This window comes from Variovorax sp. Sphag1AA (genome assembly GCF_014192575.1).
Classification (GTDB): Bacteria; Pseudomonadota; Gammaproteobacteria; order Burkholderiales; family Burkholderiaceae_C; genus Variovorax.
Window position 1 is genome coordinate 290,205 of the sequence record NZ_JACHYC010000006.1, and the last position, 25,678, is coordinate 315,882.

Here is a 25,678-nt window from a genome sequence, read left to right on the forward strand (position 1 = left end):
AACCCAATCCCCGCCGCAAGGCAAATGCCGCAGCGCTGCTGCGCGGAGGTATCCAATGAGCAACGTCGACACAGTCCTCGATGCCGCGCACCGGCTTCAGCAATCCGGCACGCCCTACGCGCTCGTCAGTGTGATCAAGGCGCTCGCGCCCGCATCGGCGCATCCCGGCGACAAGGCCGTCGTGACTGCTGACGGCGCCTTCCACGGCTGGATCGGCGGCGGCTGCGCGCAACCGGCGGTGGTGCGCACTGTGCGGCAAGTGCTCGCCGACGGGCATGCGCGACTCATCCGCATCGCGCCCACTGCCGATGGCGAGGAAAAGGATCTGGGCGACGTGCTCGAGTTCGGCATGGCGTGCCATTCCGGCGGAACGCTCGAGCTGTTCGTCGATCCGGTCCTGCCGCTGGCCCGGCTCGTCGTGATCGGCGCGTCGCCGGTCGCTGCTAGCCTCGCCCAGCTTGCACCGCGAGTGGGCTTCGCAGTGACGCTCATCGCGCAAGACGCTGACGCCGGTGCGTACCCGGATGCGCGTCAGGTCTTCGCGACCGACGAACCCGACGTCGTCACGCCGCAGATTGGGCCCGGTGCGTGGGTGGTGGTCGCGACGCAGGGGCGGCGCGACCTGCAGGCGCTGCGCCTCGCGCTCGCGCTCGAAGCGCGACAGGTCTCCTTCGTCGCCAGCGCGCGAAAGGCGCAGGTGCTGAAGGCCTCGCTCGTCGCAGGTGGCGAGAAGGCCGAAGCAGTCGACGCGATCGTGGCGCCTGCCGGCTATCCGATGCCGGCGACCACGCCCGAGGAGATCGCCCTGTCGGTGCTCGCAGCGGTGGTGTCGCACCGCCATGGCGGCGAAGCGAAGCCCGTTGCTGCAAGCTGCTGTGGTGCCCCGGCCGAACTGCCGCCATTGCCAGCGGTCAAGTCATCCTGCTGCGGGCACTGACATGGGCTGCATCCTCAAGGGCGGTGGCGGGCTGTACGCGCGCATGGTGATCGGCGCGGTGCTGCTCGCGGCAGGGTCCGGCAGCCGCATGGGCGGTCGGCCGAAGTCGCTGCTCGAACTCGGCGGCGTGCCGCTCATCCGGCGGCAACTCATCGCGCTGTCGGGCGCGGGTGTCGACGAGGTTGTCGTGGTGCTCGGGCATCACGCCGATGCGATCGAGGCGGCGGTGCGCGATTTCCCCGTCACGCTGGCCCGCAATCCGTCGCCGGACGATGGGCAGGCTTCATCGGTGCGCATCGGCCTGCAAGTCCTGTCGCCCAAGCTCGATGCGGTGATCGTCGCGCTGGCCGACCAGCCGATGATCAATGCGCAGGACATCACCGCACTCATCGGTGCGTTCAAGAAGCGCGGCGATGCCTCGATGGTGGTGCCGCGCGTCGCGGGTGAGCCCGGCAATCCGGTGATCTTCGAGGCCGCGTTGCGTGAAGAATGGCTGGCCGGCGAAGCGAACGCCGCTTGCCGTCGCTGGCGCGACGCGCATCCGGAGCGCGTTCGGTGGTTCGACACCGACAACAACCGCTATCGCGTGGACATCGATACGCCGGAAGACATCGCGGGATTCACCGCGCGCACTGGCCACGAGCTCCGGTGGCCGGCGGCGCTGGCCGTTTCGATCTGATCAGTCGCCGGTTGTCGTCGCGGGCTTCGTCGCTTCGTGGATCTGGGCGGCGATGTGCTTCGCCAGTACATCGACCGCGACTTCGTAACTCTGGGCGACTGCCTTCGGGTCGTCCGTTAGCGCACCGAAGCTCGACCACTTGAAGCGCGGATCGCCCGGCACGCTCGTCGGTGAATTGCCCTTCGCATCCGCGCCGTAGTAGATCGAGTCTCCATAGATGAGATCGCCACTCTTCGGCCACAGCAGGCTGGCGCTGAGATTGACGCGCGGCACATAGTCGAGCGAGAAGCGCGCCGAATGCATGCCGAGTTCGAAGATATAGACGTGCAGCACCGGGTCCGCCCCGGGAATGCGGGCGTAGTCGATGTCATCCGGCGAGGCCGGTGGCCGCTCGACGCCCTCGAGGACGCTGGCCTGGAATCCCTGCGCCTCCAGTGCCTCGACCAGCGCGCGGGTGAACGCAGGGCCGAGGCTCAAGCGCGTCGATTCCATCTGTTCGTTGAAGATGTTGCTCTTGATCCGGTCGGCGAGCGACTGCCACAGCACACCGACGGGAATCCCCTTGTTCTCCGTGCGAAGGCGATCGATTGGCAGCACCGGGATCACGCGGATCTGCGTGACCGGCGGTGGCGGCGGTTCCGGGGCAGCAGGCATCCGGGCGCAGCCGGCGATGGAGACGAAGAGAGCGAGCGTGATGAACGCGCGTTCGAGACTGCGGGCAGGAAACATGCGGTTGAAAAGACGGGGGACGTCAACGTGGGGTTCGAAGACGGATATCGGCATTCCCCTGCCAGCTTGAAGGGCGCACGGCTTGTAACACCCCGCCGTTGTTCCGCGCCAGCTCTGCCACTAGTGTGGGGATGCGAAGAGGAACGCATCCCGATGGCATTGCTGATACTGATGACTCCCAAGGGCCTGACCACGCAGGTCCCGGTTACCGAACCCGAAATGACCATCGGCCGGGCCGAGCACAACCATGTGGTGCTGGCTTCGCAGCGCGTGAGCCGGTTTCACGCGGCGCTGGCCACCGACGGACCGGTCGTCACGATCCGCGACCTGGGCAGCCGCAACGGCACCTTCGTGAACGGCAGGCGTATCGAGATGCAAATTCTGGTGAACGGCGACAACATCGATATCGCCGGGTACTGGATACGCTTCATCACGTTCGACCAGGAGCGCATCGCCGACGAGGCGATGGAGCTCATCAGCGAGCGCGGACCACTGGTCTGATCAGCGCGTGTGATGACTCGGCGCCAGTTCGTACACCGGCGTCGACAAGCCCTCCATGCGCGCCTTGAGCTGCAGCGACAGGAATTGCGAGTAGTGCCGCGACTGGTGCAGGTTGCCGCCGTGGAACCACAGTTGCGGCACCTGCGTGGGCTTCCACATGTTGCGCAACTCGCCTTCCCACGGCCCCGGGTCCTTGGGCGTGTCGGAGCCCAGTCCCCAGACCTTGCCAACCTTGTCCGCGAGTTCGGGCGAGATGAGGTCCGCGAGCCAGCCGTTCATCGATCCATAGCCTGTGGCGTAGACGATGAGGTCCGCCGGCAATTCAGTGCCGTCGCTCAGCGTGACCGAACGTGGATTGATGCGTTCGATGGTCACCCCGCTCTTGAGCTTGACGCTTCCGTTGGCCACCAGCTCCGATGCACCGACGTCGATGTAGTAGCCCGAGCCGCGCCGCAGGTACTTCATGAAGAGACCCGAGCCGTCGACGCCGAAGTCCAGCAGGAAGCCGGCCTTTTCAAGTCGCGAATACAGGTCGGCGTCGCGCTTCTTCATCTCGTCATACACCGGCACCTGCAGCGGCGCCATGATCTTGTAGGGGATCGAGGCAAAGATCAGGTCCGCTTTGTCGGTGGTCACGCCGGCCTTCACCGCCGCTTCCGAGTAGAGGCCGCCGAGCGCGAGCTCCATCAATGAATCCGAAGGCGCGATGTGCGTCGAGCTGCGCTGGATCATCGTGACGTCCGCGCCGTTCTCCCACAGCGCGGCGCAGATGTCGTGCGCCGAGTTGTTCGAGCCGAGCACCACGCATTTCTTGCCGCGCCAGGCTTCGGGCCCCGGATGCGCGCTGGAATGGTGTTGTTCGCCTTCGAAGGTCTCCGCGCCCGGAATCTTCGGCACGTTCGGATACCCCGACACGCCGAGCGCAAACACCAACTGCTTCGGCCTCAGCACGATCTCCTTGCCGTCGCGCTCGACGGTGACTTCCCACTCCTTCTTCGCGTCGTCGTAGCGCGCCTTCTTCGCGGTGGTGGAGCCCCAGTAGTTGAGCTCCATCACCTTGGTGTACATCTCGAGCCAGTCGCCGATCTTGTCCTTGGGCGAGAACACCGGCCAGTCGTCCGGAAACGGCAGGTACGGCAGATGGTCGTACCACACCGGATCGTGCAGGCAGAGGCTCTTGTAGCGCTTGCGCCAGGAGTCACCGGGCCGCGCGTTCTTCTCCACGATGATGGTCGGCACGCCGAGCCGCCGCAACCGCGCGCCGAGCGCGATGCCGCCCTGCCCGCCGCCGACGATCAAGACATAAGGCTGTTCGGTGAAGCCGAGCGTCTTCGCTTCGTCGTCGCGCTTCTCGCGCCATGTCTTGCGCTGCGTGTTGACGCCGTGTTCCGCACCCTTGATGCGGCGCTCACCCTTCCGCTCCTCGAAGCCTTTCAGCTCGGTCATGGTGGTGAGCAGCGTCCATGCCTTGCCGTTGCGAAGCCGCAAGTGACCGCGTCCGCGCGCGACAGCGGTCTCGAAGGTGAACCACGCATCGACGATGCCATCGGCCTCGGTTGCATCGCCTTCGATCGCGAAGCCGGAGGGCTTGGTCTCGGCCAGGCGCGCGTTCAGCATCGCGCGTATCGCGTCCGGCCCCTCCTGCGTGCGGATGTTCCAGGTGAAGGCGACGAGGTCGCGCCAGTAGCTGTCGGCGTCGAACAGCGCCACGGCGGCATCGATGTCCTGCCGTTCGAGTGCGGAGTTGAAATCGGCCAGCCAGGCGCTGGCGATCTGCGTCGGATGCGCGGACAGATCGGTCATCACTTGTCTCCTGCGTTCGCGCCGCGGTCCTTTGATGGCCGGGGCGGGCCGGCAACCGTACGCCGTTCGCGGGCGGACGTCAAACGCCGGAGCGCGATCAGCGCAGGCCGAGCGCTCCGCGCAGCAGCGCGAGCCGCGGATTGTCCGGACCCGCGCGATGGATGAGTGCCACAGGCCCCGGCGGAATGGCCGGATGCACCCGCACACGAGCCACTGGGTGCGTGCCTTGCGTGGAGCGCAACGTCGACTCTGGCACCGCGCTCAGACCCAGGCCGGCGGCCACCAGCCGGACATTCGTCACCGGGCTGGTCGACTCGATCACTGGCACCGGCGCGATCAGCCCTTCGCGGCGGAACACCTCTTCCATCATGCGCCGCACCATCGATGTGGGCGCCGGCATGATCCACTGCTCACGGGCAAGCCGCTGCCAGTCGACCCGGCGAGCGCGACCCAGCAAGTGCCCTGGTGGCGCAATCACCGCGAAGCCGGCGTCGAAGAGCTTCTCGTAGTGCAGCGACCGCCCCGCGGCCTCGGGCATCTCCGTCGGGTAGCTGGTGATGAGCGCGTCGAGTCGTCCTTCCGTCAGCGAGTGGACCAGCAGCGGAACCCGTTCTTCCTGCAGTTGCACCCGCACGCGCGACGCCTCCCCGAGGAGCCGCGAAAACACCTCCGGCAGATAGCCCTGCGCCACGAAAGGCGGCGCGCCGACCCTCAGCACGGTGACCGCCGGCTCCGCCGAGGCTTCGGCGCCGAGATGCGCGAGCTCTTCCAGCAGCAGCACCGCGCCACGGATCGCGATCTCGCCGCGCGGCGTGGGTGCAAGCCCGCGCGCACTGCGCGTGAAGAGCGGAAAGCCGAAGGCCGACTCGACTTCGCCGAGCGCCTTGCTGAGCGCCGGCTGGGTGAGGTTCAGCACCGATGCCGCCGCACGTAGGCTGCCGCCGCGCTGCAGTTCCATGAGCAGCTGCAGGTGCCGGAAGCGCAGGCGGCCCACAAGGCGACGTATCTCCGGCGATGTTGCGAGGTCCAGGGCCATGGGTCATTCCAAAAAGATTGCACTCGATGAAAACATATCACTATTAGATATCGCCACCGCGTCCTATGCTGCAAGCACAACGACAGGAGACACACGCATGGATCGCCGCAACTTCTGCCTGGCCGCTTCGGCCCTGGCGCTGACCTCGCTGGCTGCACGGGCCGGCGACGCCTTTCCAAAAAAGCCGGTGCGCGTCATATCGCCCTATGCCGCGGGCGGCGGGCCGGACGTGCAACTGCGGCAGGCCGCGCCGACGCTCGGCGAGATCCTCGGTCAGACGATCGTGATCGAGAACAAGGTGGGCGCCGCCGGCGTGCTCGCCGCACAGTACGTGGCGCAGGCCGCGCCCGATGGCTACACGCTGCTCATGGGCTCGAACACGCACCTCATCCAGAAGGCGCTGCAGCCGGACCTGCACTTCGACCCCATCGCCGACTTCGCCCCGGTGAGCAATTTCGCGGCGTCGCCCACCGTGCTGGTCGTCCGGGCGGATGCTCCGTACGCCACGCTCGAAGACCTGATCGCCGATGCGAAGGCCAAGCCCGGGCAGATGAACTACGGCTCCGGCGGCATCGGCACTTCCGCGCATCTCGCGGGTGCGACGCTGGTGTCGCTCACGGGCCTCAAGGTGACGCACATCCCGCTCAAGGGTTCGGTGGAAATCGCCACGTCGCTGCTGCGAGGCGATACGCAGTTCGCGTTTCCGGTTGCTGGCACGGGCGTGCCCCAGATCAAGGGCGGCAAGCTGCGCGCGCTGGCAGTCACCGGCCGCAAGCGTCTGCCGCAACTGCCCGATGTTCCGACGCTCTACGAGCGCCTGAAGAATGAACTGGCCATCCAGGAGTCTTGGTTCGGCCTATGGGCGCCCGCGAAGACGCCAGCCGAGATCGTGAATGCGTTGCACGCCGCGGCGACACGCACGCTGAAGACGCCTTCGGTCCAGTCTGCCTTCGAAGCCGCCGGCAACGAGGCCGCGGTGAGCGAGAGCCCGCAGGCCTTTGCCGCCTTCGTGCGCAGCGAGAACAGGAAATGGGCCGACATCGTGAAGCTGGCGGGCGTCACCGCGAGCTGAAAACACACCGCCGACAACGAGGAATCCATTCATGTCCAAGCCATTGGAAGGCGTGCGCGTCATCGACATGTCGCACGTGATCGCGGGGCCGCTCGCTTCGCTGTATCTCGCCCAGTTGGGCGCGGAGGTCATCAAGATCGAGCCACTGCAGGGCGAAGTGATGCGCGCCAGCAAGGCCAGCGGGGAAGAAGGCGATACGCCGGCGGGCTTCGCCGCGCTCAACGCGGGCAAGCGCTCGTTCGCGACCGACATCCGCACGCCTGAGGGCGCGGAGCTGGTCCGCTCGCTCGCGCGCACGGCCGATGTGTTCATCGAGAACTTCCGCCCCGGCGTGGTCGCCAAGTACGGGCTCGACTATGCATCGATCAGGGCCGTCCGGCCCGACATCGTCTACTGCTCGATCTCCGGCTACGGGCAGGAAGGCGAATGGTCGCGGCGCGGCGCGTACGACCATGTGATGCAGGCGCTCACCGGCATGATGATGATGCAAGGCGACGGCGCCGATACGCCCCCGATGAAGGTCGGATTCCCGGTGATCGATGTGGCGGTGGGCATGCTCGGTGCGCTTTCCATCGTGGCTTCGCTCCATCGCCGCGCGCGCGACGGCGAAGGCCAGCACATCGATGCATCGATGGTGCAGGCTTCGCTGATGCTGATGTATCCCAATGCGAGCAGCTTCCTCAGCAATCGCGTCGAGCCGCAGCGCGTGGGCAATCGCGGCTACACCGGCAGCCCCACCGCTGACACCTACCGTTGTGCCGACGGATGGCTAGCGACGGCCGCGAACACGCCGGCGCAGTTCCGCAAGCTCACCGCGGTGGTCGGGCTCGAAGAACTCTGCAATGACGCCGAGGCGCTCGACCTCGATGCCTTCAACGCACCGGGCGGCGGCTTCGTCGTTGCGCGCAAGCTGGCCTATGTGCAGCAGTGCTTCCGCGAAGCGTTCGCGGCGCGCTCCGCCGGCGAGATGGAGGAACGGCTGAATGCGGTGGGCGTTCCGGCGGCGCGTGTGCGCAAGCTGGGCGAGTTTCTCGACGAGGTGGAAACGACGGGGGATCGCATCGGCATGCAGCCGGTCACGTTCCCGCAGGGATCGATCAAGGTGCGCACGCCCGGCATCGGCTTCCGTTGTCGCTTCGACGGCGGCCCGAGCGAGGTCGGCGCGCCATCGCTGGCCAGCGACAACATGGCGCTCCTGAGTGAATTGGGCATGGCGGACGACGGGAATCGCCCCCTGTGCGATGCTCGCGCGACCCGCTAGACGAACCGAAGGAGATCGCATGTTCAAAGGCCTGCTGCTGAACAAGGCAGACGACGGCACCACGAAGGCCGCCGTCACCGACATCGACGAAGCCCAGTTGCCGGAAGGCGAAGTGCTGGTGGAGGTCGTTTGTTCCACCGTCAACTACAAGGATGCACTCGCGATCACGGGCAAGTCGCCGGTGGTGCGCAAGTTCCCGATGGTGCCGGGCATCGACTTCGCAGGCACCGTCGCCGAGAGTTCCGACGGGCGCTACAAGCCCGGGGATGCCGTGCTGCTCAATGGCTGGGGCGTCGGCGAAACGCACTGGGGCGGGCTCGCGCGCAAGGCGCGGGTCAAGGCGGACTGGCTGGTGCCCATTCCTTCGGGCCTCGATGCGCGGCAGGCCATGGCCATCGGCACCGCCGGCTACACCGCGATGCTGTGCGTGATGGCGCTGCAGGATCGCGGCCTCACGCCAGCTTCCGGCCCGGTGCTGGTGACCGGCGCGAACGGCGGCGTCGGCAGCATCGCGATCGCATTGCTCTCCAGGCTTGGCTTCGAGGTGCATGCGTCGACCGGCCGGCTCGCCGAAGCAGACCATCTGCGCCGTCTCGGCGCACGTGAGATCATCGATCGCGCAACGCTGAGCGAACCGGGCAAGCCGCTTCAGAAGGAACGCTGGGCCGGTGCGGTGGACAGCGTCGGCAGCCATACGCTCGCCAATGTCTGCGCCAGTCTTCGCTACGGCGGCACCGTGGCGGCATGCGGACTTGCGCAGGGGCTGGATCTGCCAGCGAGCGTCGCGCCCTTCATCCTGCGCGGCGTCACGCTGGCGGGCATCGACAGCGTCTACGCGCCGCAGGCTCGACGGCTCGCGGCCTGGCAGCGGCTGGCCAGCGAACTGCCGAAGGAACTGCTGGAAGCCAACACCGAGACCATCAAGCTCGATGCGGTTGTCGATCTCGCGCCACGGCTGCTCGCCGGGCAGGTGCGTGGGCGTGTCGTGGTGGATGTCGCCGCTTCGTAGCGAGATGTATCGACGGCGCCTTGCGCCTTGACATCGGAGCACGCAGCCTGATCTCATCTTCTGCGTGCTCGACAACTTCCATCCCGCCGTCGCCAACTGGTTCAACGCGACCTTCCCGGGCCCGACTGAGGCCCAGGCTGCCGCCTGGCCGGCGATTGCCGCAGGGCGCCACACACTGGTCGCCGCGCCGACCGGCTCTGGCAAGACGCTGACCGCGTTCATGGCCGCGCTCGATAGCCTTGTGCGGCAGGGGCTCGAATCGGGCGGCCTTCCGGACGAGACCACGGTGCTGTATGTGTCGCCGTTGAAGGCGCTCTCGAACGACATCGGCCTCAACCTCAAGGCGCCGCTCGCGGGCATCCGCCGCGAACTCGCGAAGCTGCATCTGCCAGAGATCGAGATCCGCACCGCGGTGCGCACAGGCGACACGCCGAGCAAGGAGCGCCAGCAGAGCCTGCGCCAGCCGCCGCACATCCTCGTGAGCACGCCGGAGTCGCTCTACGTGCTGCTCGGCTCGGCATCGGGTCGCAAGATGCTGTCGACGGTGCGCACCGTGATCGTCGATGAAATCCACGCAGTGGTCGCGAGCAAGCGCGGCAGCCATCTCGCGCTTTCGCTCGAACGGCTGCAGGCCAACTGCGCCGGCCCGCTGACGCGCATCGGCGTATCGGCTACGCAGAAGCCCATCGACGAGATCGCTCGCTTCCTCGTCGGCACGGGCGCGGTCAAAGACGGTGTCGCCGACTGCGAAATCGTCGACATCGGCTATGCCAAGCAGCGCGATCTCGCGCTGGAGCTGCCGCCGACGCCACTCGCGGCCGTGATGTCGACCGACCAGTGGGAGCAGGTCTACGCGCGCGTCGCGGCGCTGGTGCATGAGCACCGGACCACGCTGGTCTTCGTCAACACGCGGCGCATGGCGGAGCGCGCTGCCAGGCATCTGGGCGAGATCCTCGGCAAGGAGGTGGTCGCCGCGCATCACGGCAGCCTCGCGAAGGAAGCGCGGCTCGATGCGGAGCAGCGGCTCAAGCGCGGCGATCTCAAGGTGCTGGTTGCCACGGCGTCGCTGGAGCTGGGGCTGGACATCGGCGACGTCGATCTGGTCTGCCAGCTCGGCTCGCCGCGATCGATCGCGACCTTCCTGCAGCGCGCCGGACGATCGGGTCATGCGGTCGGCGGCGTGCCCAAGGCGCGGCTCTTTCCGCAGTCGTGCGATGAGCTCGTCGAGTGCGCGGCGCTGCTCGACTGCGTTCGTCGTGGCGAGCTCGATGCGCTGCATGTCCTGCCCGCGCCGCTGGATGTACTCGCGCAGCAGATCGTCGCGGAGACCGCGGGCCGCGAATGGAATGAAGACGATCTCTTCGCACTCGTGCGGCGCGCGTGGCCCTACGCGCAGCTCACGCGCGAGAGCTACGCCAGCGTGGTGCGCATGCTGGCCGATGGATTCACCACCCGGCAGGGGCAACGCGCGAGCTACGTGCATCGCGATGCGGTCCACCATCGCCTGCGCGAGCGCCGCGGCGCGCACCTCACGGCGCTGACGTCCGGCGGCACCATCCCCGAGACCGGCGACTACACCGTGGTGCTGGAGCCGCAGGCCCAGAAGATCGGCACGATCAACGAGGACTTCGCGGTCGAGAGCCTTGCGGGCGACATCTTCCAGCTCGGCAATGCGAGCTATCGCATCCTGCGTATCGAACCTGGCCGTGTTCGGGTCGAAGACGCGCTCGGCGCACCGCCCAACATCCCCTTCTGGCTCGGCGAGGCGCCGGGGCGCACGGATGAGCTGTCCTTCGGCGTCTCGAGGCTGCGCGGCGAAGTGGCCGACATGCTTCGCACCAAGGGCATGGATGCCACGCTGGATTGGCTGGTTCGCACGATCGGCATGGACGAGGCGGCCGCACGGCAGATCGCCGACCATCTCGCGCGGGCCGCGAATGCGCTCGGCGCACTGCCCACGCAGGATCGCATCGTGATGGAGCGCTTCTTCGACGAGTCCGGCGGCATGCAGCTCGTCATCCACTCGCCCTACGGCAGCCGGCTCAACCGCGCGTGGGGGCTGGCGCTGCGCAAGCGCTTCTGCCGCAAGTTCAACTTCGAGCTGCAGGCGGCGGCGACCGAGGACGCCATCGTGCTGTCGCTATCGACGAGCCACAGCTTCCCGCTGGAGGAAGTCGGGCGCTACCTGCATTCCGCCACTGCGCTCGACGTGCTGATCCAGGCGCTGCTCGATGCGCCGCTCTTCAACGTGCGCTGGCGCTGGAACGCGACCACCTCGCTCGCGCTGCCGCGCTTCGTCGGCGGACGAAAGGTTGCGCCGCAGTTGCAGCGCATGCGGTCGGAAGACCTGCTCGCTTCGGTATTCCCCGACCAGGTGGCCTGCGCAGAAAACCTCGCCGGTGCGCGCGAGATTCCGGAGCACCCTCTGGTCGCGCAGACGCTCCAGGATTGCCTCTACGACGCGATGGACGCCGAAGGCTGGCTGCGGTTGCTGCGTCGCATGGAATCGGGCGAAGTGCAGATCGTGGCGCGCGATCTCCCCGCGCCCTCGCCGCTCGCGGCGGAAGCGCTCAACGCGCGACCCTATGCCTTCCTCGACGATGCGCCTCTGGAAGAGCGTCGCACGCAGGCGGTTCAGAGTCGCCGCTATGTCGATCCGGAAAGCGCCGACGATCTCGGCAGTCTCGATCAGGAGGCGATCGACAGCGTGCGCGAGGAGGCATGGCCTCACGTGCGCGGCGTCGACGAGATGCACGAGGCGCTGAATGCGCTCGGTGTCGTCACAGACAGCGAAGCATCGGCGAATGCGGACTGGCCCGCATGGCTCGGCGCGCTCGCGCAATCGGGGCGCGCGACATGTCTTTCGATGCCAGCCGGCGGCCTGTGGGTAGTGGCTGAACGCCTCGCGCAGATCGCGATGCTTTATCCCGACGCCTCGATGCAGCCGCCCATCCAAGCACCGGCCGAGTACGCGCAGGTGAGCGGCGGCGCGGACGATGCGCTGCGCGAACTGCTGCGCTCGCGCTTGACCGGCCTGGGGCCGATGACCGCACCCGCGCTCGCGGCCCAGCTTCAGCTTCCACAGGCGCGCATCGATGCGGCCCTCTCCGCGTTGCAGAGCGAGGGCTATGTACTGCAAGGCCGCTTCACGCCGGCCACTGAGACCACTGAATGGTGCGAACGGCACCTGCTGGCCCGCATCCACCGCTACACGCTCAAGCGTCTGCGGCGGGAGATCGAGCCGGTCGAGCCGCGCGACTTCGCGCGATTCCTGTTCGATTGGCAGCACGTCGCACCGGAGAGCCGCGTGAGTGGTCCCGATGCGCTCGCGGGCATCCTGGCGCAACTCGAAGGCTATGAAGCGCCCGCCGCAAGCTGGGAGCCCGAGCTGCTGCCCGCGCGGGTGAAGGACTACACGCCGGCGTGGCTCGACGACCTCTGCACCGCGGGCCGAACGCTATGGACGCGCCTGCGTCCGCCCGCGCTCGACGGACGACCCGGCGGCGGCGGTGCGTCGCTGCGGTCCACGCCGGTGCTGCTGCTGCCACGCCGCACGGCCGCGCTGTGGACGGGTCTTGCGCCCGCGCCGGTGGACGATGCAGCATTGAGCTCGCGTGCGCAGCGCCTTGCTGCGTTCCTGAAAGAGCACGGCGCATCCTTCTTCGACGAGATGTTGCACGGCACGCGGTTGCTCGGCACCGAGCTGGAAGATGCACTCAGCGAACTCGTCGTGCGTGGCCGCGCACACTGCGACAGCTTCGCGGGCCTTCGTGCCTTGCTGATTCCGCCATCCAAGCGCGCCTCGACGCACGCACGTCGTCGCCGTCGCACATCGCTGTTCGGCATCGAGGACGCAGGCCGTTGGTCGCTGGTGCGCCAACGCACGACGGCGGCCGACGAGGTCGCAAGCGGCGCGGTCGAGCAGGTCGCGCGCATCCTGTTGCGGCGCTACGGCGTGGTGTGCTGGCGCGTGCTCGAACGCGAAGCGACGTGGCTTCCGCCTTGGCGCGATCTGGTGCGCGCCTATCGGCGGCTCGAAGCGCGCGGCGAGATCCGCGGCGGACGCTTCATCGCTGGCGTGGCTGGCGAGCAGTTCGCGCTGCCCGAGGCCATCGGCCTGATGCGCGAAGTGCGGCGTCGGCCCGCGGACGGCCATCTGATCTGCCTGGCGGCGACCGATCCTGCGAACCTGCTCGGCACCGTCGTACCCGGCCCGAAGATCGCGCGCGTGCCGGGTTCGCGCGTGGTGTTTCGCGATGGTGTGCCGCTCGCGACCAGCGTGGCCGGCACGGTCGAGATGCTGGTGCCGCTCGCGCCTTCCGAAGCGCAGGCCGTGGCGCGCGCGCTCATATCGGAGCCATCCATGCGCTTCGCCGAGCTTGCCGCGCAGGCATCGGACTGACCCGCCGCTGACGACCGGCGTGCGTCCGGCAAGAAACCGGACCGCTGTCTATGATCGCCGTCTGCCCAGCGTACGGAGAGTCTTTTCATGAGCATTCCCACCACCCGCCTCGGCCGCACCGGCCTCACCATGTCCCGGCTTGCACTCGGCACGATGACCTTCGGCCTGCAGACCGACGAGGCCGTGTCGCACCAGATCCTCGACCGTGCGACCGAAGCCGGCATCAACTTCCTCGATACGGCCGACGTGTATCCGCTCGGCGGAAACTGGGAGACCGCCGGCCGCACCGAGGAGATCATCGGCCGCTGGCTGCGCGCCAAGGGCAACAGCCGGCGCAGCGAATTCATCATCGCGACCAAGGCGGCGAACAAGGTCGGGCCCCAGAGCTGGGACCAGGGCAATTCGCGCAAGCACCTGCTGGATGCGATCGATCTGTCGCTCAAGCGGCTGCAGACGGACTACGTCGATCTCTACCAGCTCCACCATGACGACCGCGAGACGCCGCTCGACGAAAGCCTGGAGGCGCTCGACGTGATCGTGCGTTCGGGCCGCGCTCGCTACATCGGTGTGTCGAACTTCCTCGCCTACCGGCTCGCACGCGCGATCGGTCGCGCCGAGCTGAACAAGCTCACGCGGGTCGTGTCGGTCCAGCCGCGCTACAGCCTGCTCTTCCGTGAAATCGAGCGTGAGTTGCTGCCGCTGGCGGCCGAGGAAGGTTTGGGCGTGATCCCCTACAACCCGCTGGCGGGTGGCCTGCTCACCGGCAAGTACAAGGCCGGCGCGAAGCCGGAGGACAACACGCGCTTCACGCTCGGGACCGCGGGCTCGATGTACCAGGACCGCTACTGGAACGAGCGGTCCTTCGGGACCGTCGCCCAGCTGCACAAGCTGGCTGACGAAGCGGGCGTGCCGCTTTCGACGCTGGCGGTGGCATGGGTGATGGCGAATCCGCTCATCAGCGCACCGCTGCTGGGTGCGAGCCGGCCGGAGCAGCTCGATGCGACGATCGCGGCCGCCGACTACAAGCTCGATCCGGCGCTGAAACAGAAGCTCGACGAGCTGACAGCCGAATACCGCAAGGGCGACGCGCCCCGTTGATCGATCAGGCCGGCGTTTTTGCCGGTTGTGCGTTGACCGGCTACACAGGCCGGCGCGCATAGCGCTGCGCCAGCACGGCGCAGACCATGAGCTGCATCTGGTGGAACAACATCAGCGGCAGCACGATCGCGCCGACGGCGTGCGATGCGAAGAGGACCTTCGCCATCGGAATGCCGCTCGCGAGGCTCTTCTTCGAGCCGCAGAACACGATCGTGATCTGGTCGGCCATGTCGAAGCCCAGAGCGCGGCCGGCCCAGGCAGTGATGGCGAGCGCCAGTCCAAGAATCACCGCGCAGACCACGAGCAGCCCGACCAGTGCAGACACGGGCACCTGCTTCCAGAGACCTTCGATCACCGCGGCGCTGAAGGCGGTGTAGACCACGAGCAGGATCGAGCCGCGATCCACCAGCGTGAGCACCGAGGCGCGCTTCTTGATCCAGCCGCCGATCCACGGCCGCATCAGATGGCCCGCCACGAAGGGCACCATCAGCTGCAGCAGGATGCGGCCCACCGCATCGAGCGATGCACCGGCAGCGCCATGCTGCACGACGATCAGGTTCACGAGCAGCGGTGTGACGAAGACGCCGAGCAGCGTCGATGCGGAAGCGCTGCACACGGCAGCAGGAATGTTGCCGCGCGCCATCGACGTGAAGGCGATCGCCGATTGCACCGTGGCCGGTAGCACGCAGAGGAAGAGCACCCCCGTGTAGAGCTCGGGCGTGACGAGCGGCGTCAGGACCGGCTTGAGCACGAGGCCGAGCACCGGGAACATCACGAAGGTCGCCGCGAACACCAGCACGTGCAGCCGCCAGTGCGTGATGCCGCCGAGGACTGCCTCGCGCGAGAGCTTCGCGCCGTGGAGGAAAAACAGCAGGCCGATCGCGACCGTGGTGAGGCGCTCGAAGAAGTGCGCGACGCCGCCGCTGGCTGGCCAGAGGCTGGCAAGGGCGACGACGACCACCAGGGCGATCGTGAAGTTGTCGGGGAGGTAGCGTGAACGGGCCATGGGTCGGGATTGGACGCGCTTCGGATTCAAAAGAGAAATGGATTTATCTGATAGATCTATGATCCGGCTGCATGAGCCTCAATGTGACCCTCCGGCAGCTTCGTGTCTTTCAGGCGGTGGCCGAGGGGCGCAACTTCAGCCGCGCCGGGGACCGCGTCGGGCTCACCCAACCAGCGGTGAGTCGCGCGATCGTCGAGCTCGAATCGCAGCTCGGCCTCAAGCTCCTGGACCGCACGACGCGCGAAGTCGTGCTGACCGAGGCAGGGCAGTCACTCGCGCTTCGGCTCGACCGGGTGCTCGACGAGCTCGATCAGACGCTGGCCGAAGTGCATGGCATGGCCGGCGCGCGGCGCGGCAAGGTGCGGGTCGCGAGCAGTCCGACGCTGTCGGCCAATCTCATGCCCGCGTGCATCGCCGAGTGCACCCGGCGCGACCCGGAAATCGAGGTGGTGCTGCTCGACCGCATCCAGCAGGACGTGCTCGACAGCGTGCGCGCGGGCGAGGTCGATTTCGGCGTGGTGGTCGAGCCCCCTGTGGCGGACGACCTGCATTGCGAGGCCATCCTAGACGACCCCTTCTGCCTGGTGATGGCGCCTGGTCACCGGCTGGCGGAAAAGACCTCTGTGCGCTGGCCGATGTTGGATGGCGAGCCGCTGGTGCTGCTCGACCACGCCTCGGGCAGCCGCCGGCTCATCGACGAGGCCCTTGCGAGAAACGGCGCGCGCTGCGAAGTGCGCCAGCAGGTCGGTCACCCCACCACCGCGTTCCGGATGGTCGAGCAGGGCATCGGCATCAGCGTCATGCCCGCGATGGCGATGCCGCCGATGGGCCTGCCGGCACTGGTCGTGCGGCCGCTGCTGCCGAAGATCCAGCGCTCGATCATGCTGGTGCACCGGCGCAACCGCGCGCCTTCGCCGCTCGCGCAGCGCGTATGGGCGCTGATCCGCGAAGTGGCGGTGCAGCGCCCGAATCGCTGAAGTGCGTCAGGCGGTGGTTGCCGCGTGGTCCTGCGGCTTCTCTTCCCGGCCGTCCGGGTGCTTCGCGAAGCGCGCCGGATCGCTGCCGTGCACGGGGGCTTCGTCCTTCCATGGCCAGCCGCCGAACTGGGTGCGGCGGTAGTCGGCCATCGCCTGTGCGATCTCCGCGGGCGTGTTCATCACGAAGGGGCCGTATTGCGCCACTTGCTCGCCGATCGGGCGGCCCTGCAGCACCAGGAACTCGCTCACTTCATCGCTGTTGTGCAGTTCCACCGCGACATCGGCGCGCAGTTCGATGGCGGCGCGCGCATTCACGTCCTGCCCGGCGATGTTGACGGACCGGCCCTTGAAGAAATAGAGCGTGCGGCGCGTGCCGTTGCCGGTTGCGGCGGGTAGTGTCCAGCGTGCGCCGGGCTCCATCCGCAGCGTCCAGATCGCGACGTCGGCGTCCGGCTGCGCTGCCCAGGAATCCGGCGGCGGCGCGAGCGGACCCCCTTCACCCGGAGCGCCGTCGACCGGCCCGATCTTGCCGGCGATGCATGCGACTTCGGTCTTGCGGCCCTCGCCGTCGGTCGCGGTGAAGCGCGGGACGTCCTCGGCCCAGAACATCGTGAAATGCGGGTCGGCCATCTTGTTGCGCGCCGGCAGGTTCAGCCAGATCTGGAAGAGCTCCAGTGGGTTGGGCTCTTTCGGATCGAGCAGCGGGAACATCTCCGAGTGCACGATCCCCTTGCCCGCAGTGAGCCACTGCACATCGCCACCGCCGAAGCGCGCGGCGGCGCCCAGCGAATCGGAATGGTCGATCAGGCCGCGGCGCACGATCGTCACCGTCTCGAAGCCCCGGTGCGGGTGCCCCGGAAAGCCGGGCACGGTGGTGCCGTGGTACATGCTCCAGCCGTCCTTGCGGCTGAAGTCCTGGCCGATGTCCCGGCCGGCTAGCGGCGCGTCCGGCCCCATCTGCGCGTTGCCGCGCGGATAGGCGTCGTCGTGATAGGCGCAGAAAAGGAAGGGATCGATCGTCTCCCACGGGAATCCGAGGGCCTTGATCTGGACGATGGGGCTGGTGGTGGTCATTGCGCTGACTTCCTGAGAGTGGTGCCCCGTCCGGTCCGACAGGGCGATGCATGGCATATGGGGGCACCCCGCCTGCGGGAAAGTACCCGCACGCGGGACGGTGTGGACTCGTTCGTGCAACGCGCGCTGTGGGAATGCGCCTACGCGGATGCCTGACTGTCGGCCTACAAGGGTTCCCGCTGCTCCTTCTCCAGAATCGCCGGCAGCATCAACCGATCAGGGAAGACCATGGACGTTGCATTGGATGAAGAGCTGACCGCCCTAGAGGCCGCCAGGGCCACGGCGACGCGGTCGCGTGAACTCGCTCAGGACCGGATCGTGCGGGCCTTTCGTTCCCAGCTGGAAGGCGCCGGCCCCGGCCCGTCCGACGCGGACGTGCAGTCCTTCGCGCGCTTCGCGCTGGTGGAGAAGGCGCTCCAGAAGGAGGTGCACGGCCTCGCGGAACTCATCGGCCTGGAGCGGCTTGCCGAGGCGCCCGAAACCGTTCAATAACGGTCAGTGATGGTGCCCGTGCTCGCCATGCACGTGGCGATGGGCAATTTCTTCTTCCGTGGCGGTGCGCACGCCCGTCACGGTCATGCTGAACTTCAGTGCCTTGCCGGCGAGCGGATGGTTGCCGTCGAGGATCACCTGCGGGCCCTTGATCTTCACGACGGTGAAGATCTGCGGTTCGCCCTGGTCGTTGCGCCCTTCGAGCTGGCCGCCGACCTTCACGCCGGGCGGGAAGTCGCTCTTGTCGATCGTGCGCACGAGTGATTCGTCACGCGGGCCGAAGGCGTCCTCGGGCGCCAGGTTGAGCGTCGCCTGAAAGCCGGCTTCCTGGCCGTCGAGCGCCGCCTCGATCTTCGGGAAGGTGTTCTCGTAGCCGCCATGCAGATAGACCATGGGGTTGCGGCCCTCGTCGATCAGTTTCTGGGTGGTGGCGTCGGACACCTTGTAGCGCAGGGTGACGACGGCGTCTTTCTGGATCTTCATATTGGGTGATGGCTGACTGCTGTAGACGGCGGGCAGCATAAAGGAACCCGCCGCTGGCGCTCGCCCCGACGCGCCATGCCCCTTCTTTTCGCGTCCGCCTCCCCAGCGGGCGAAACCCCCCGTTTCGGCTTTATCGGCAACTTCTTTACTTTCTTTAAGTGCCGGGTCCGTGTGCTTGCGTGTGCACCTGTTCTCAGTTCTGAGAACTTAATTCGCAGTTGATGTGTTGGTTATAGGCCTAAGTGACTACAAAATCCAACGCCAAATCCAACAATTTGTATCTTTAGTAAACATCAACAAGAGACCTGGAATGAATCGAGTCCATCGCATCGTTTTCAACCGCGCCAAAGGCGTTTGCCAAGCCGTTTCGGAGGTCGCTACGGCGGCTCGTGGGGGAATCGGAGGAACATCCAGCGCAGCCATTGAGCTGCCGCGGATGTCGGTGCTTGCTTCCGCGTGTGTGCTGGCCTTTGCTGCTATGGCGGGCGGAAGTGCGTGGGCGGCTGGCGGCAACGGAGGCACAGGTACGACGAGTGCCGCCGCAGGAACCGGCGGCACCACCGCACAAGGTGGCGACGGCTCGGCGGCCTCGGGAATCGGTAGCGGCGGCGGTGGCGGTGGCGTCATGAGCAGCGGCGCCGGTGCGAATGGCGGTGCGGGCGCGAGCGGCGGCCTGGGAACCGCCGCCGGCGGAACCGGCGGCGCGGTCACGACGACCTACACCACCGGCAACAGGACCGTGAACACGGTGACCACGGGCCAGAGCGGCGGTGCCGGGACGGACTCGCGGACTTCCGGAAACACACGGGTCGATGGCGGCGCGGGCGGCGGTGGTGGTGGCGGGGCGGGCGTCGTTTCCACAACCACCGGCACGTTGACGATCAGCAGCACGCTGTCGGGTGGCAGCGGCGGCGCCGGTGGCGCGGCCGGCGCGCGCAAGGCGGGCGCCTATGGCCGTGGGGGCGGCGGCGGCGGTGGCCAGGGTGGTACCGGCTTGCTTTCGGCCAGCGGTGGCAGCGTGACCGTCAGCGGGACGGTCAGGGGCGGCAGCGGCGGCGCGGGCGGCAGCGCGACGAGCGGCAACGGCGGATCCGGCGGCGCGGGTGGCACGGGTATCGAAATCGCGGGCGCGCGCACGCTGACCAACACGGGGACGATCCAGGGCGGCGCCGGCGGAGCCGCCGGCGCGTCGAGCCAGGGCGGAAGCGCGGGCCAGGCCGGCGCTGGCGGCGTGGCCATCAAGGCCAGCGGCGGCGTGACCGTCATCAACAGCGGGACCATTTCCGGCGGGCTCGACGGATCCGGCGGCAATCGTGCCGATGCGATCCAGTTCTCCGGCAGCGGGAACACGCTCGAACTTCAGTCGGGTTCGACCATCACCGGCAATGTCGTGGCGACTTCGGGCGGCACGGACCGTCTCGTCCTGGGAGGCTCGACGAGCAGCACATTCAACGTCGGCAACATCGGCCCGGCGGCGCAGTACCGCAACTTCGCGAGTTTCGCCAAGACGGGCACCAGCACCTGGACGCTGAGCGGCACCACGACCGCGGTCACGCCCTGGACGGTCCAGGCCGGCACGTTGGCCATCGGCGCGGACGCCGCCCTGGGTGCGACCTCCGGCGTGTTGACGCTGGATGGCGGCGCGCTCAACACCACGGCCACCTTTACCTCGACCCGGGCGGTGACGCTTGGCGCCGCAGGCGGGACGGTCAACACGAACAACGCAACCACCCTGACGCTCGGCGGAACGGTGTCGGGCACCGGAAGCCTGACCAAGCAGGGCACCGGCACGCTGGTGCTCACCGGCACCGACAACTACGCAGGTGGCACCACCATTTCGGCCGGCACGCTGCAGATCGGCAGCGGCGGCACCAGTGGCGCGATCACGGGCAATGTCACCGACAACGGCGTGCTGGCCTTCAACCGCTCCGACGCGACTACCTTCGCCGGCACCATCTCGGGCAGCGGTTCCGTGCAGCAGACCGGAACCGGCCGCACGACGCTGAGCGGCACCAACAGTTATTCGGGCGGCACCTCGGTCACGGCGGGCACCCTGTCCGTCGCGGCGGATGGCGCACTCGGCAACACCACCGGCGGCGTGACGCTGAACGGTGGCACGCTCAACACGTCGGCCACTTTCACTTCAGCCCGCGCGGTGACCCTCGGCGCTTCGGGCGGCACGATCGACACCGACAGCGCGACCACGCTGACCCTCAGCGGCGTCGTGTCCTCGACTGGCCGGTTGACCAAGCAAGGCAACGGCACGTTGGTCCTTAGCGGTACCAACACCTACAGCGGCGGCACATCGATCAATGCAGGCGTGTTGTCGGTCGGCAGCAATACAAATCTCGGCAACACCACCGGCGGCGTGACGCTGAATGGCGGCACGCTCAATACCACAGCCCCTATCACTTCGGCCCGCGCGGTGACCCTCGGCGCCTCGGGTGGCACGATCGACACCAACACCGCGACCACGCTGACGCTCAGCGGCGTAGTGTCTGGCGGCGGACGCCTGACCAAGCAGGGCGCCGGCACGTTGGTGCTCACCGGTACGGACACCTACACCGGCGGCACCACCATCTCCGCAGGCACCTTGCAGCTCGGCGCGGGCGGCACCACGGGTTCCATCGTCGGTGATGTCTCCAACTCGGGCGCGCTCGTCTTCAATCGTTCCAACGCGGTCACCTACGCGGGCGTCGTGTCCGGCACCGGCAGCGTGACCAAGCAAGGCGCGAACACGCTGACCCTCACCGGCAACAACAATTACACCGGCGGCACGACCATCTCGGGCGGCACGCTGCAGGTTGGCAGCGGCAGCGGCAGCACCAGCGGCGCGATCACGGGCAACGTCACCGACAACGGCGCGCTCGTGTTCAACCGTTCGGACAGCTCGACTTTCACCGGAGACATCAGCGGCACGGGCTCGGTGACCAAGCAAGGTACCGGCACCCTGGTGCTGACCGGCAACACCAGCCACACCGGCGGCACCACCGTTTCCGCCGGCACGCTCCAGATCGGCAACGGCGGCATCAGCGGCGCGGTCGCGGGCAACATCACCGACAACGGCATCGTGGCCTTTGATCGTGCCGATCCGACGACCTTCGCGGGGACCATCTCCGGCAGCGGGTCGGTGCAGCAGATCGGGACCGGCCGCACGACGCTGACGGGCACCAACACCTACTCGAGCGGCACCACGATCACCGCCGGCACGCTGTCCGTCTCAGCCGATGCAAACCTCGGCAGCACCGCCCCCACCGGCGGCGTGACGCTGAACGGTGGCACGCTCAACACCACAGCCAGCCTCACCTCGGCCCGCGCGGTGAGCGTCGGTGCGTCCGGCGGTGCGATCGACACCGACAACACGACCACGCTGACGCTCGGCGGCGCAGTCTCGGGCTCGGGCAGTCTGACCAAGCAGGGCAGCGGCACGCTGGTGCTTACCGGCACGGACGCCCACACCGGCGGAACCACCATCGCGGCGGGCACCTTGCAGGTGGGCGCCGGCGGCACCACCGGCTCGATCAACGGCAACGTGACCAACAACGGCACGCTGGTCTTCAACCGAAGCGATTCGATCACCTATGCGGGCGCCGTGTCCGGCACCGGCAGCGTGACCAAGCAAGGCGCGAACACGCTCATCCTCACCGGCAACAACAACTACACCGGCGGCACGACCATCTCGAGCGGCACGCTGCAGGTTGGCAGCGGCAGCACCAGCGGAGCGATCACGGGCAACGTCATCGACAACGGCGCGCTCATCTTCAACCGCTCCGACGACTCGACCTACGCCGGCGTGATCTCCGGATCGGGCACGGTGACCAAGCAAGGCGCCGGTACGCTGGTGCTCACGGGCGACAGCAACTACGGCGGCACGACCACCATCTCGGCCGGCACGCTGCAGCTCGGCAACGGCGGCACCAGCGGCTCGATCACGGGCAACGTGACCAACAACGGCGCACTCGTCTTCAATCGCTCCAATGACTCGACGTACGCCGGCGTGATCTCCGGATCGGGTTCGGTGACGAAGAGCGGTTCCGGCACCACCACGCTGACGGGCAGCAATGTCTACACCGGCGCCACGACCATCAACGGCGGCACGCTGCGCGTGGACGGCTCGTTGGCGGGCACGATCGTCGGCGTCGCCAACAGCGGCACGCTGTCCGGCACAGGCTCGATCGCCGGTCCGGTGAATGTCGCCAGCGGCGGTGCACTGCAGGGCTCCGCCGGCCAGACGCTGACCACCGGCTCGCTCGCGCTGGCGAGCGGTTCGAGCATCAATGCCGCACTGGGCACCCCGAGCAGCCAGGCGCTGTTCCAGGTCAACGGTGCGCTGACGCTGGACGGGCAGGTCAACGTGACCGATCTCGGCGGCTTCGGCGCCGGCGTGTATCGCCTCATCAACTACACCGGCGCACTGACGAACAACGGCCTGGATGTCGGCACCGCGCCGGCAGGCTCGGCGCTGACGGTCCAGACCGCGGTGGCCCAGCAGGTGAACCTGGTCAACACCGCTGGCCAGAGCCTGAACTTCTGGGACGGTGCCAACACGGCCGCCTTCAACAACGGCGTGGTCAACGGCGGTTCCGGCACCTGGACCGCGAACGGCAACAACTGGACCACGCAGGACGGCTCGATGAACGCCCCGCAGGCCACGCCCGGCTACGCGGTGTTCCAGGGCCCGTCCGGCACGGTCACGGTCGACAACACCCAGGGCGCGATCAGCGTCACGGGCATGCAGTTCGCGACCGACGGCTACGTGCTCAACGGCGACCCGGTCACCCTCAGCGGCTCGCAGGCCATCATCCGCGTGGGCGACGGCAGCAGCACGCCCGTCACCGCGCGCGTTGATGCCGCGCTCATGGGCAACGCGAAGCTCGAGAAGACCGACACCGGCACCTTGGTGCTCACCGCTGCCAACGGCTACACCGGTGGCACGCTCATCTCGGGCGGCACGCTGCAACTGGGCAACGGCGGCACGAGCGGCTCCATCGTCGGCGACGTGACCAACAACGGCACCCTTGCCTTCAACCGCAGCGATGCAGCGACCTTCGCGGGCGCCATCACCGGCAGCGGCGCGGTCAAGCAGATCGGCAGCGGCACCACCACGTTGACCGGCACCAACGACTACACCGGCGGCACGGTGATCTCCGCCGGCACGCTGCAACTGGGCAATGGCGGCACGAGCGGCTCCATCACCGGCGACGTGACCAACAACGGCGCCCTCGCTTTCAACCGCAGCGATGCGGTGACCTTCGCCGGCGCCATCACCGGCAGCGGCGCGGTAAACCAGGTCGGCAGCGGCACCACGACGCTCACGGGTACCAACACCTACAGCGGTGGCACCACCATCACCGCGGGCAAGCTGGTCGGCGCTGCGGGCAGCCTGGGCACCGGTGCGATCGTCGACAACGCGGCGCTCGAAATCCGCCAGGCAAGCAACGCCGTGATGGCCAACGCGATCTCCGGCAACGGCAGCATCACGAAGACGGGCGCAGGGGCGTTGAACTACACCGGCAACGGCAGTGCCTTCACCGGCTCGACGCTGGTGAGCGCCGGCACGCTGGCGGTGAACGGCTCACTCGGCGGCACGCTCACGATGGCAAGCGGCACCACGCTCAAGGGCAACGGGACGGTCGGCACGACGGTCGTGCAGTCCGGCGCGACCGTCGCACCCGGCAACTCCATCGGCCTGCTCAACGTGGCTGGCAACATGACGCTGGCGCAAGGCTCGACCTACCAGGTCGAGGCAGCAGTCGATGGCCGCAGCGACCAGATCCGTGCCACCGGCACCATCACCCTGCAGGGCGGTGCGCTCGCTGTGTTGGCCGACGGCAACTGGAACCCGACGTCGAGCTATTCGATCCTGAACGCAACTGGTGGCGTCATCGGCACCTTCGGCAGCGTCACGACCAACTTCGCGTTCCTGGACACCTCGCTGAGCTACGACGCCAAGGGCGTGACGCTGAGCCTGAAGCGCAACGACGTGAGCTTCTCGTCGGTCGCCACGACTGACAACGAACGCGCCTCCAGCACGGCCGTTCAGGCCGCGGCCACTGGCACGTTGTTCGATGCGGTGGTCCAGCTCGATGCACCGACCGCGGCACGCGCCTTCCGCCAGCTCACCGGCGAGGTCCACGCTTCGGTGAAGTCCGCGACCATCGAGGACAGCCGCTTCGTCCGCGACGCGAGCCTCGACCGCACCCGGCTGGCTCAGGGCGGCGTCGCTGCTCCGGCTGACCTGAACGGCAAGAACGGCGTCTGGGCCCGCACCTTCGGTTCGTGGGGCGATATGCGCAGCGATGGCAATGCCAGCACCGTGGACCGCTCCACGAGCGGCATCCTGATCGGCGGCGACACGCAAGTCGGCGACGACTGGCGCGTGGGCGTGCTCGGCGGCTACAGCCGGGCCAACGTCGACGTGCATTCGCTCAACTCCTCGGCCAGCAGCGACAGCTACCACCTTGGCGTCTACGGCGGCAAGCAGTGGGGTGCACTCGGCCTGCGCGCCGGTGCTAGCTACACCGACAGCAGCATCGACACCAGCCGCGTCGTGGCCTTCACCGGCTTTGCCGACCTGCCGACCGCGAGCTACAAGTCGCAGACCGCGCAGGCCTTCGGCGAACTCGGCTGGCGCATCGAGGCCGGCACGGGCGCGATCGAGCCCTTCGCAGGCCTCGCGTACGTCAACCTGCATACCGACGACTTCGCGGAGCGCGGCGGCACGGCTTCGCTGCACGGTGGCGGTGGCAGCACCGATACCACCTTCAGCACGCTGGGCGTGCGCGGCAGCAACAACGTCGACGTCGGCAGCATGAAAGCGACGGTGCACGGCATGATCGGCTGGCGCCACGCCTTCGGCGATGTGTCGTCGACCTCGTCGCTCGCACTCGCAGCGCAGCCGGCGGCCTTCACCGTGGCCGGCGTGCCGCTGGCGAGGAACGTCGCGGTCGTCGAAGGCGGCCTCGACCTCACGCTGAAGCCGAACCTCACGCTGGGTATTTCCTACATCGGCCAGTTCGGCAACAGCGTGGAAGACCACGGCGTGAAGGCCGACCTGGTCTGGAAGTTCTAAGCCCGCGAGGGACACATAGGCCGGCGGCAGCTCTTCGGGCTGCGCCG

General features: G+C 67.8%; 17 protein-coding genes and 1 pseudogene. 12 read left to right on the plus strand and 6 right to left on the minus strand.

All coding sequences use genetic code 11. From position 1 onward, the window contains the following. Nucleotides 1–55 precede the first annotated feature (55 nt). The gene (locus FHW64_RS24200) at nucleotides 56–937 is read left to right on the plus strand and encodes an XdhC family protein (protein ID WP_184530770.1); all 882 of its coding nucleotides are present in this window, start codon (nucleotides 56–58) and stop codon (nucleotides 935–937) included. Between the two features lies 1 nt (nucleotide 938). Then, nucleotides 939–1,616, plus strand: a complete 678-nt coding sequence (locus FHW64_RS24205; RefSeq protein WP_184530771.1) for an NTP transferase domain-containing protein — start codon at nucleotides 939–941, stop codon at nucleotides 1,614–1,616. On the opposite strand, the gene FHW64_RS24210 is transcribed toward FHW64_RS24205, so the two are convergent. Further along, complete coding sequence (locus FHW64_RS24210; RefSeq protein WP_260306310.1) at nucleotides 1,617–2,399, minus strand: hypothetical protein; 783 nt, start codon at nucleotides 2,397–2,399, stop codon at nucleotides 1,617–1,619. A 99-nt stretch (nucleotides 2,400–2,498) separates the two neighbouring features. On the opposite strand from FHW64_RS24210, the gene FHW64_RS24215 reads away from it, so the two are divergent. After that, nucleotides 2,499–2,846, plus strand: coding sequence for an FHA domain-containing protein (locus FHW64_RS24215; protein WP_184530772.1), 348 nt, complete (start codon nucleotides 2,499–2,501; stop codon nucleotides 2,844–2,846). Here FHW64_RS24215 and FHW64_RS24220 read toward each other — a convergent pair whose 3' ends face one another. Continuing rightward, nucleotides 2,847–4,649, minus strand: coding sequence for an NAD(P)/FAD-dependent oxidoreductase (locus FHW64_RS24220; protein ID WP_184530773.1), 1,803 nt, complete (start codon nucleotides 4,647–4,649; stop codon nucleotides 2,847–2,849). A gap of 97 nt (nucleotides 4,650–4,746) precedes the next feature. Further along, nucleotides 4,747–5,685, minus strand: a complete 939-nt coding sequence (locus tag FHW64_RS24225; RefSeq protein WP_184530774.1) for a LysR family transcriptional regulator — start codon at nucleotides 5,683–5,685, stop codon at nucleotides 4,747–4,749. 97 nt (nucleotides 5,686–5,782) lie between these two features. Here FHW64_RS24225 and FHW64_RS24230 point away from each other — a divergent pair, with 97 nt between their 5' ends. The 5 genes from FHW64_RS24230 to FHW64_RS24250 all read left to right on the plus strand — a co-directional run bounded on the left by FHW64_RS24230 (nucleotide 5,783) and on the right by FHW64_RS24250 (nucleotide 14,527). Beyond that, nucleotides 5,783–6,757, plus strand: a complete 975-nt coding sequence (locus tag FHW64_RS24230) for a tripartite tricarboxylate transporter substrate binding protein (RefSeq protein WP_184530775.1) — start codon at nucleotides 5,783–5,785, stop codon at nucleotides 6,755–6,757. Between the two features lie 31 nt (nucleotides 6,758–6,788). Continuing rightward, nucleotides 6,789–8,018, plus strand: coding sequence for a CaiB/BaiF CoA-transferase family protein (locus FHW64_RS24235; protein WP_184530776.1), 1,230 nt, complete (start codon nucleotides 6,789–6,791; stop codon nucleotides 8,016–8,018). Nucleotides 8,019–8,037: 19 nt separating this feature from the next. Next, entirely contained in the window at nucleotides 8,038–9,027 is a 990-nt protein-coding gene (locus tag FHW64_RS24240) for an MDR family oxidoreductase (protein WP_184530777.1), read from the plus strand. Between the two features lie 64 nt (nucleotides 9,028–9,091). Further along, nucleotides 9,092–13,429, plus strand: a complete 4,338-nt coding sequence (locus FHW64_RS24245; RefSeq protein WP_311733354.1) for a DEAD/DEAH box helicase — start codon at nucleotides 9,092–9,094, stop codon at nucleotides 13,427–13,429. A gap of 87 nt (nucleotides 13,430–13,516) precedes the next feature. Continuing rightward, nucleotides 13,517–14,527 (plus strand): aldo/keto reductase, encoded by a 1,011-nt coding sequence (locus tag FHW64_RS24250; protein ID WP_184530778.1) that lies wholly within the window; start codon nucleotides 13,517–13,519, stop codon nucleotides 14,525–14,527. Nucleotides 14,528–14,567: 40 nt separating this feature from the next. On the opposite strand, the gene FHW64_RS24255 is transcribed toward FHW64_RS24250, so the two are convergent. Next, nucleotides 14,568–15,533, minus strand: a complete 966-nt coding sequence (locus tag FHW64_RS24255) for a bile acid:sodium symporter family protein (protein WP_184530779.1) — start codon at nucleotides 15,531–15,533, stop codon at nucleotides 14,568–14,570. A 71-nt stretch (nucleotides 15,534–15,604) separates the two neighbouring features. On the opposite strand from FHW64_RS24255, the gene FHW64_RS24260 reads away from it, so the two are divergent. Beyond that, nucleotides 15,605–16,510 carry a LysR family transcriptional regulator gene (locus tag FHW64_RS24260; RefSeq protein WP_184530780.1) on the plus strand — a complete coding sequence of 302 codons (906 nt, stop codon included), beginning with the start codon at nucleotides 15,605–15,607 and terminating at the stop codon, nucleotides 16,508–16,510. Nucleotides 16,511–16,516: 6 nt separating this feature from the next. On the opposite strand, the gene FHW64_RS24265 is transcribed toward FHW64_RS24260, so the two are convergent. Then, nucleotides 16,517–17,584, minus strand: coding sequence for a pirin family protein (locus FHW64_RS24265; protein WP_184530781.1), 1,068 nt, complete (start codon nucleotides 17,582–17,584; stop codon nucleotides 16,517–16,519). A 228-nt stretch (nucleotides 17,585–17,812) separates the two neighbouring features. Between FHW64_RS24265 and FHW64_RS24270 the strand changes: the two genes are divergently transcribed. Further along, a complete protein-coding gene (locus FHW64_RS24270) occupies nucleotides 17,813–18,076 on the plus strand; it encodes a hypothetical protein (protein WP_184530782.1) in 264 nt (87 codons plus the stop codon). Between the two features lie 3 nt (nucleotides 18,077–18,079). Here FHW64_RS24270 and FHW64_RS24275 read toward each other — a convergent pair whose 3' ends face one another. Next, a complete protein-coding gene (locus FHW64_RS24275) occupies nucleotides 18,080–18,559 on the minus strand; it encodes a peptidylprolyl isomerase (protein ID WP_184530783.1) in 480 nt (159 codons plus the stop codon). 310 nt (nucleotides 18,560–18,869) lie between these two features. Here FHW64_RS24275 and FHW64_RS34880 point away from each other — a divergent pair. After that, a pseudogene (locus tag FHW64_RS34880) lies at nucleotides 18,870–18,992 on the plus strand (ESPR-type extended signal peptide-containing protein); the annotation flags it as partial. A gap of 3 nt (nucleotides 18,993–18,995) precedes the next feature. Next, complete coding sequence (locus FHW64_RS24280; protein WP_311733355.1) at nucleotides 18,996–25,631, plus strand: autotransporter-associated beta strand repeat-containing protein; 6,636 nt, start codon at nucleotides 18,996–18,998, stop codon at nucleotides 25,629–25,631. The last annotated feature ends 47 nt before the right edge of the window (nucleotides 25,632–25,678 follow it).

Excerpts from the sequence above, each read along its gene's own strand:
- FHW64_RS24275 (WP_184530783.1), bottom strand. The coding sequence starts at position 18,559 with ATGAAGATCCAGAAAGACGCCGTCGTCACCCTGCGCTACAAGGTGTCC.
- FHW64_RS24270 (WP_184530782.1), top strand. The coding sequence starts at position 17,813 with ATGGACGTTGCATTGGATGAAGAGCTGACCGCCCTAGAGGCCGCCAGG.
- FHW64_RS24225 (WP_184530774.1), bottom strand. The coding sequence starts at position 5,685 with ATGGCCCTGGACCTCGCAACATCGCCGGAGATACGTCGCCTTGTGGGC.
- FHW64_RS24215 (WP_184530772.1), top strand. The coding sequence starts at position 2,499 with ATGGCATTGCTGATACTGATGACTCCCAAGGGCCTGACCACGCAGGTC.
- FHW64_RS24200 (WP_184530770.1), top strand. The coding sequence starts at position 56 with ATGAGCAACGTCGACACAGTCCTCGATGCCGCGCACCGGCTTCAGCAA.
- FHW64_RS24230 (WP_184530775.1), top strand. The coding sequence starts at position 5,783 with ATGGATCGCCGCAACTTCTGCCTGGCCGCTTCGGCCCTGGCGCTGACC.
- FHW64_RS24250 (WP_184530778.1), top strand. The coding sequence starts at position 13,517 with ATGAGCATTCCCACCACCCGCCTCGGCCGCACCGGCCTCACCATGTCC.
- FHW64_RS24210 (WP_260306310.1), bottom strand. The coding sequence starts at position 2,399 with ATGCCGATATCCGTCTTCGAACCCCACGTTGACGTCCCCCGTCTTTTC.
- FHW64_RS24260 (WP_184530780.1), top strand. The coding sequence starts at position 15,605 with ATGAGCCTCAATGTGACCCTCCGGCAGCTTCGTGTCTTTCAGGCGGTG.
- FHW64_RS24235 (WP_184530776.1), top strand. The coding sequence starts at position 6,789 with ATGTCCAAGCCATTGGAAGGCGTGCGCGTCATCGACATGTCGCACGTG.
- FHW64_RS24220 (WP_184530773.1), bottom strand. The coding sequence starts at position 4,649 with ATGACCGATCTGTCCGCGCATCCGACGCAGATCGCCAGCGCCTGGCTG.
- FHW64_RS24280 (WP_311733355.1), top strand. The coding sequence starts at position 18,996 with ATGTCGGTGCTTGCTTCCGCGTGTGTGCTGGCCTTTGCTGCTATGGCG.
- FHW64_RS24265 (WP_184530781.1), bottom strand. The coding sequence starts at position 17,584 with ATGACCACCACCAGCCCCATCGTCCAGATCAAGGCCCTCGGATTCCCG.
- FHW64_RS24255 (WP_184530779.1), bottom strand. The coding sequence starts at position 15,533 with ATGGCCCGTTCACGCTACCTCCCCGACAACTTCACGATCGCCCTGGTG.
- FHW64_RS24205 (WP_184530771.1), top strand. The coding sequence starts at position 939 with ATGGGCTGCATCCTCAAGGGCGGTGGCGGGCTGTACGCGCGCATGGTG.
- FHW64_RS24240 (WP_184530777.1), top strand. The coding sequence starts at position 8,038 with ATGTTCAAAGGCCTGCTGCTGAACAAGGCAGACGACGGCACCACGAAG.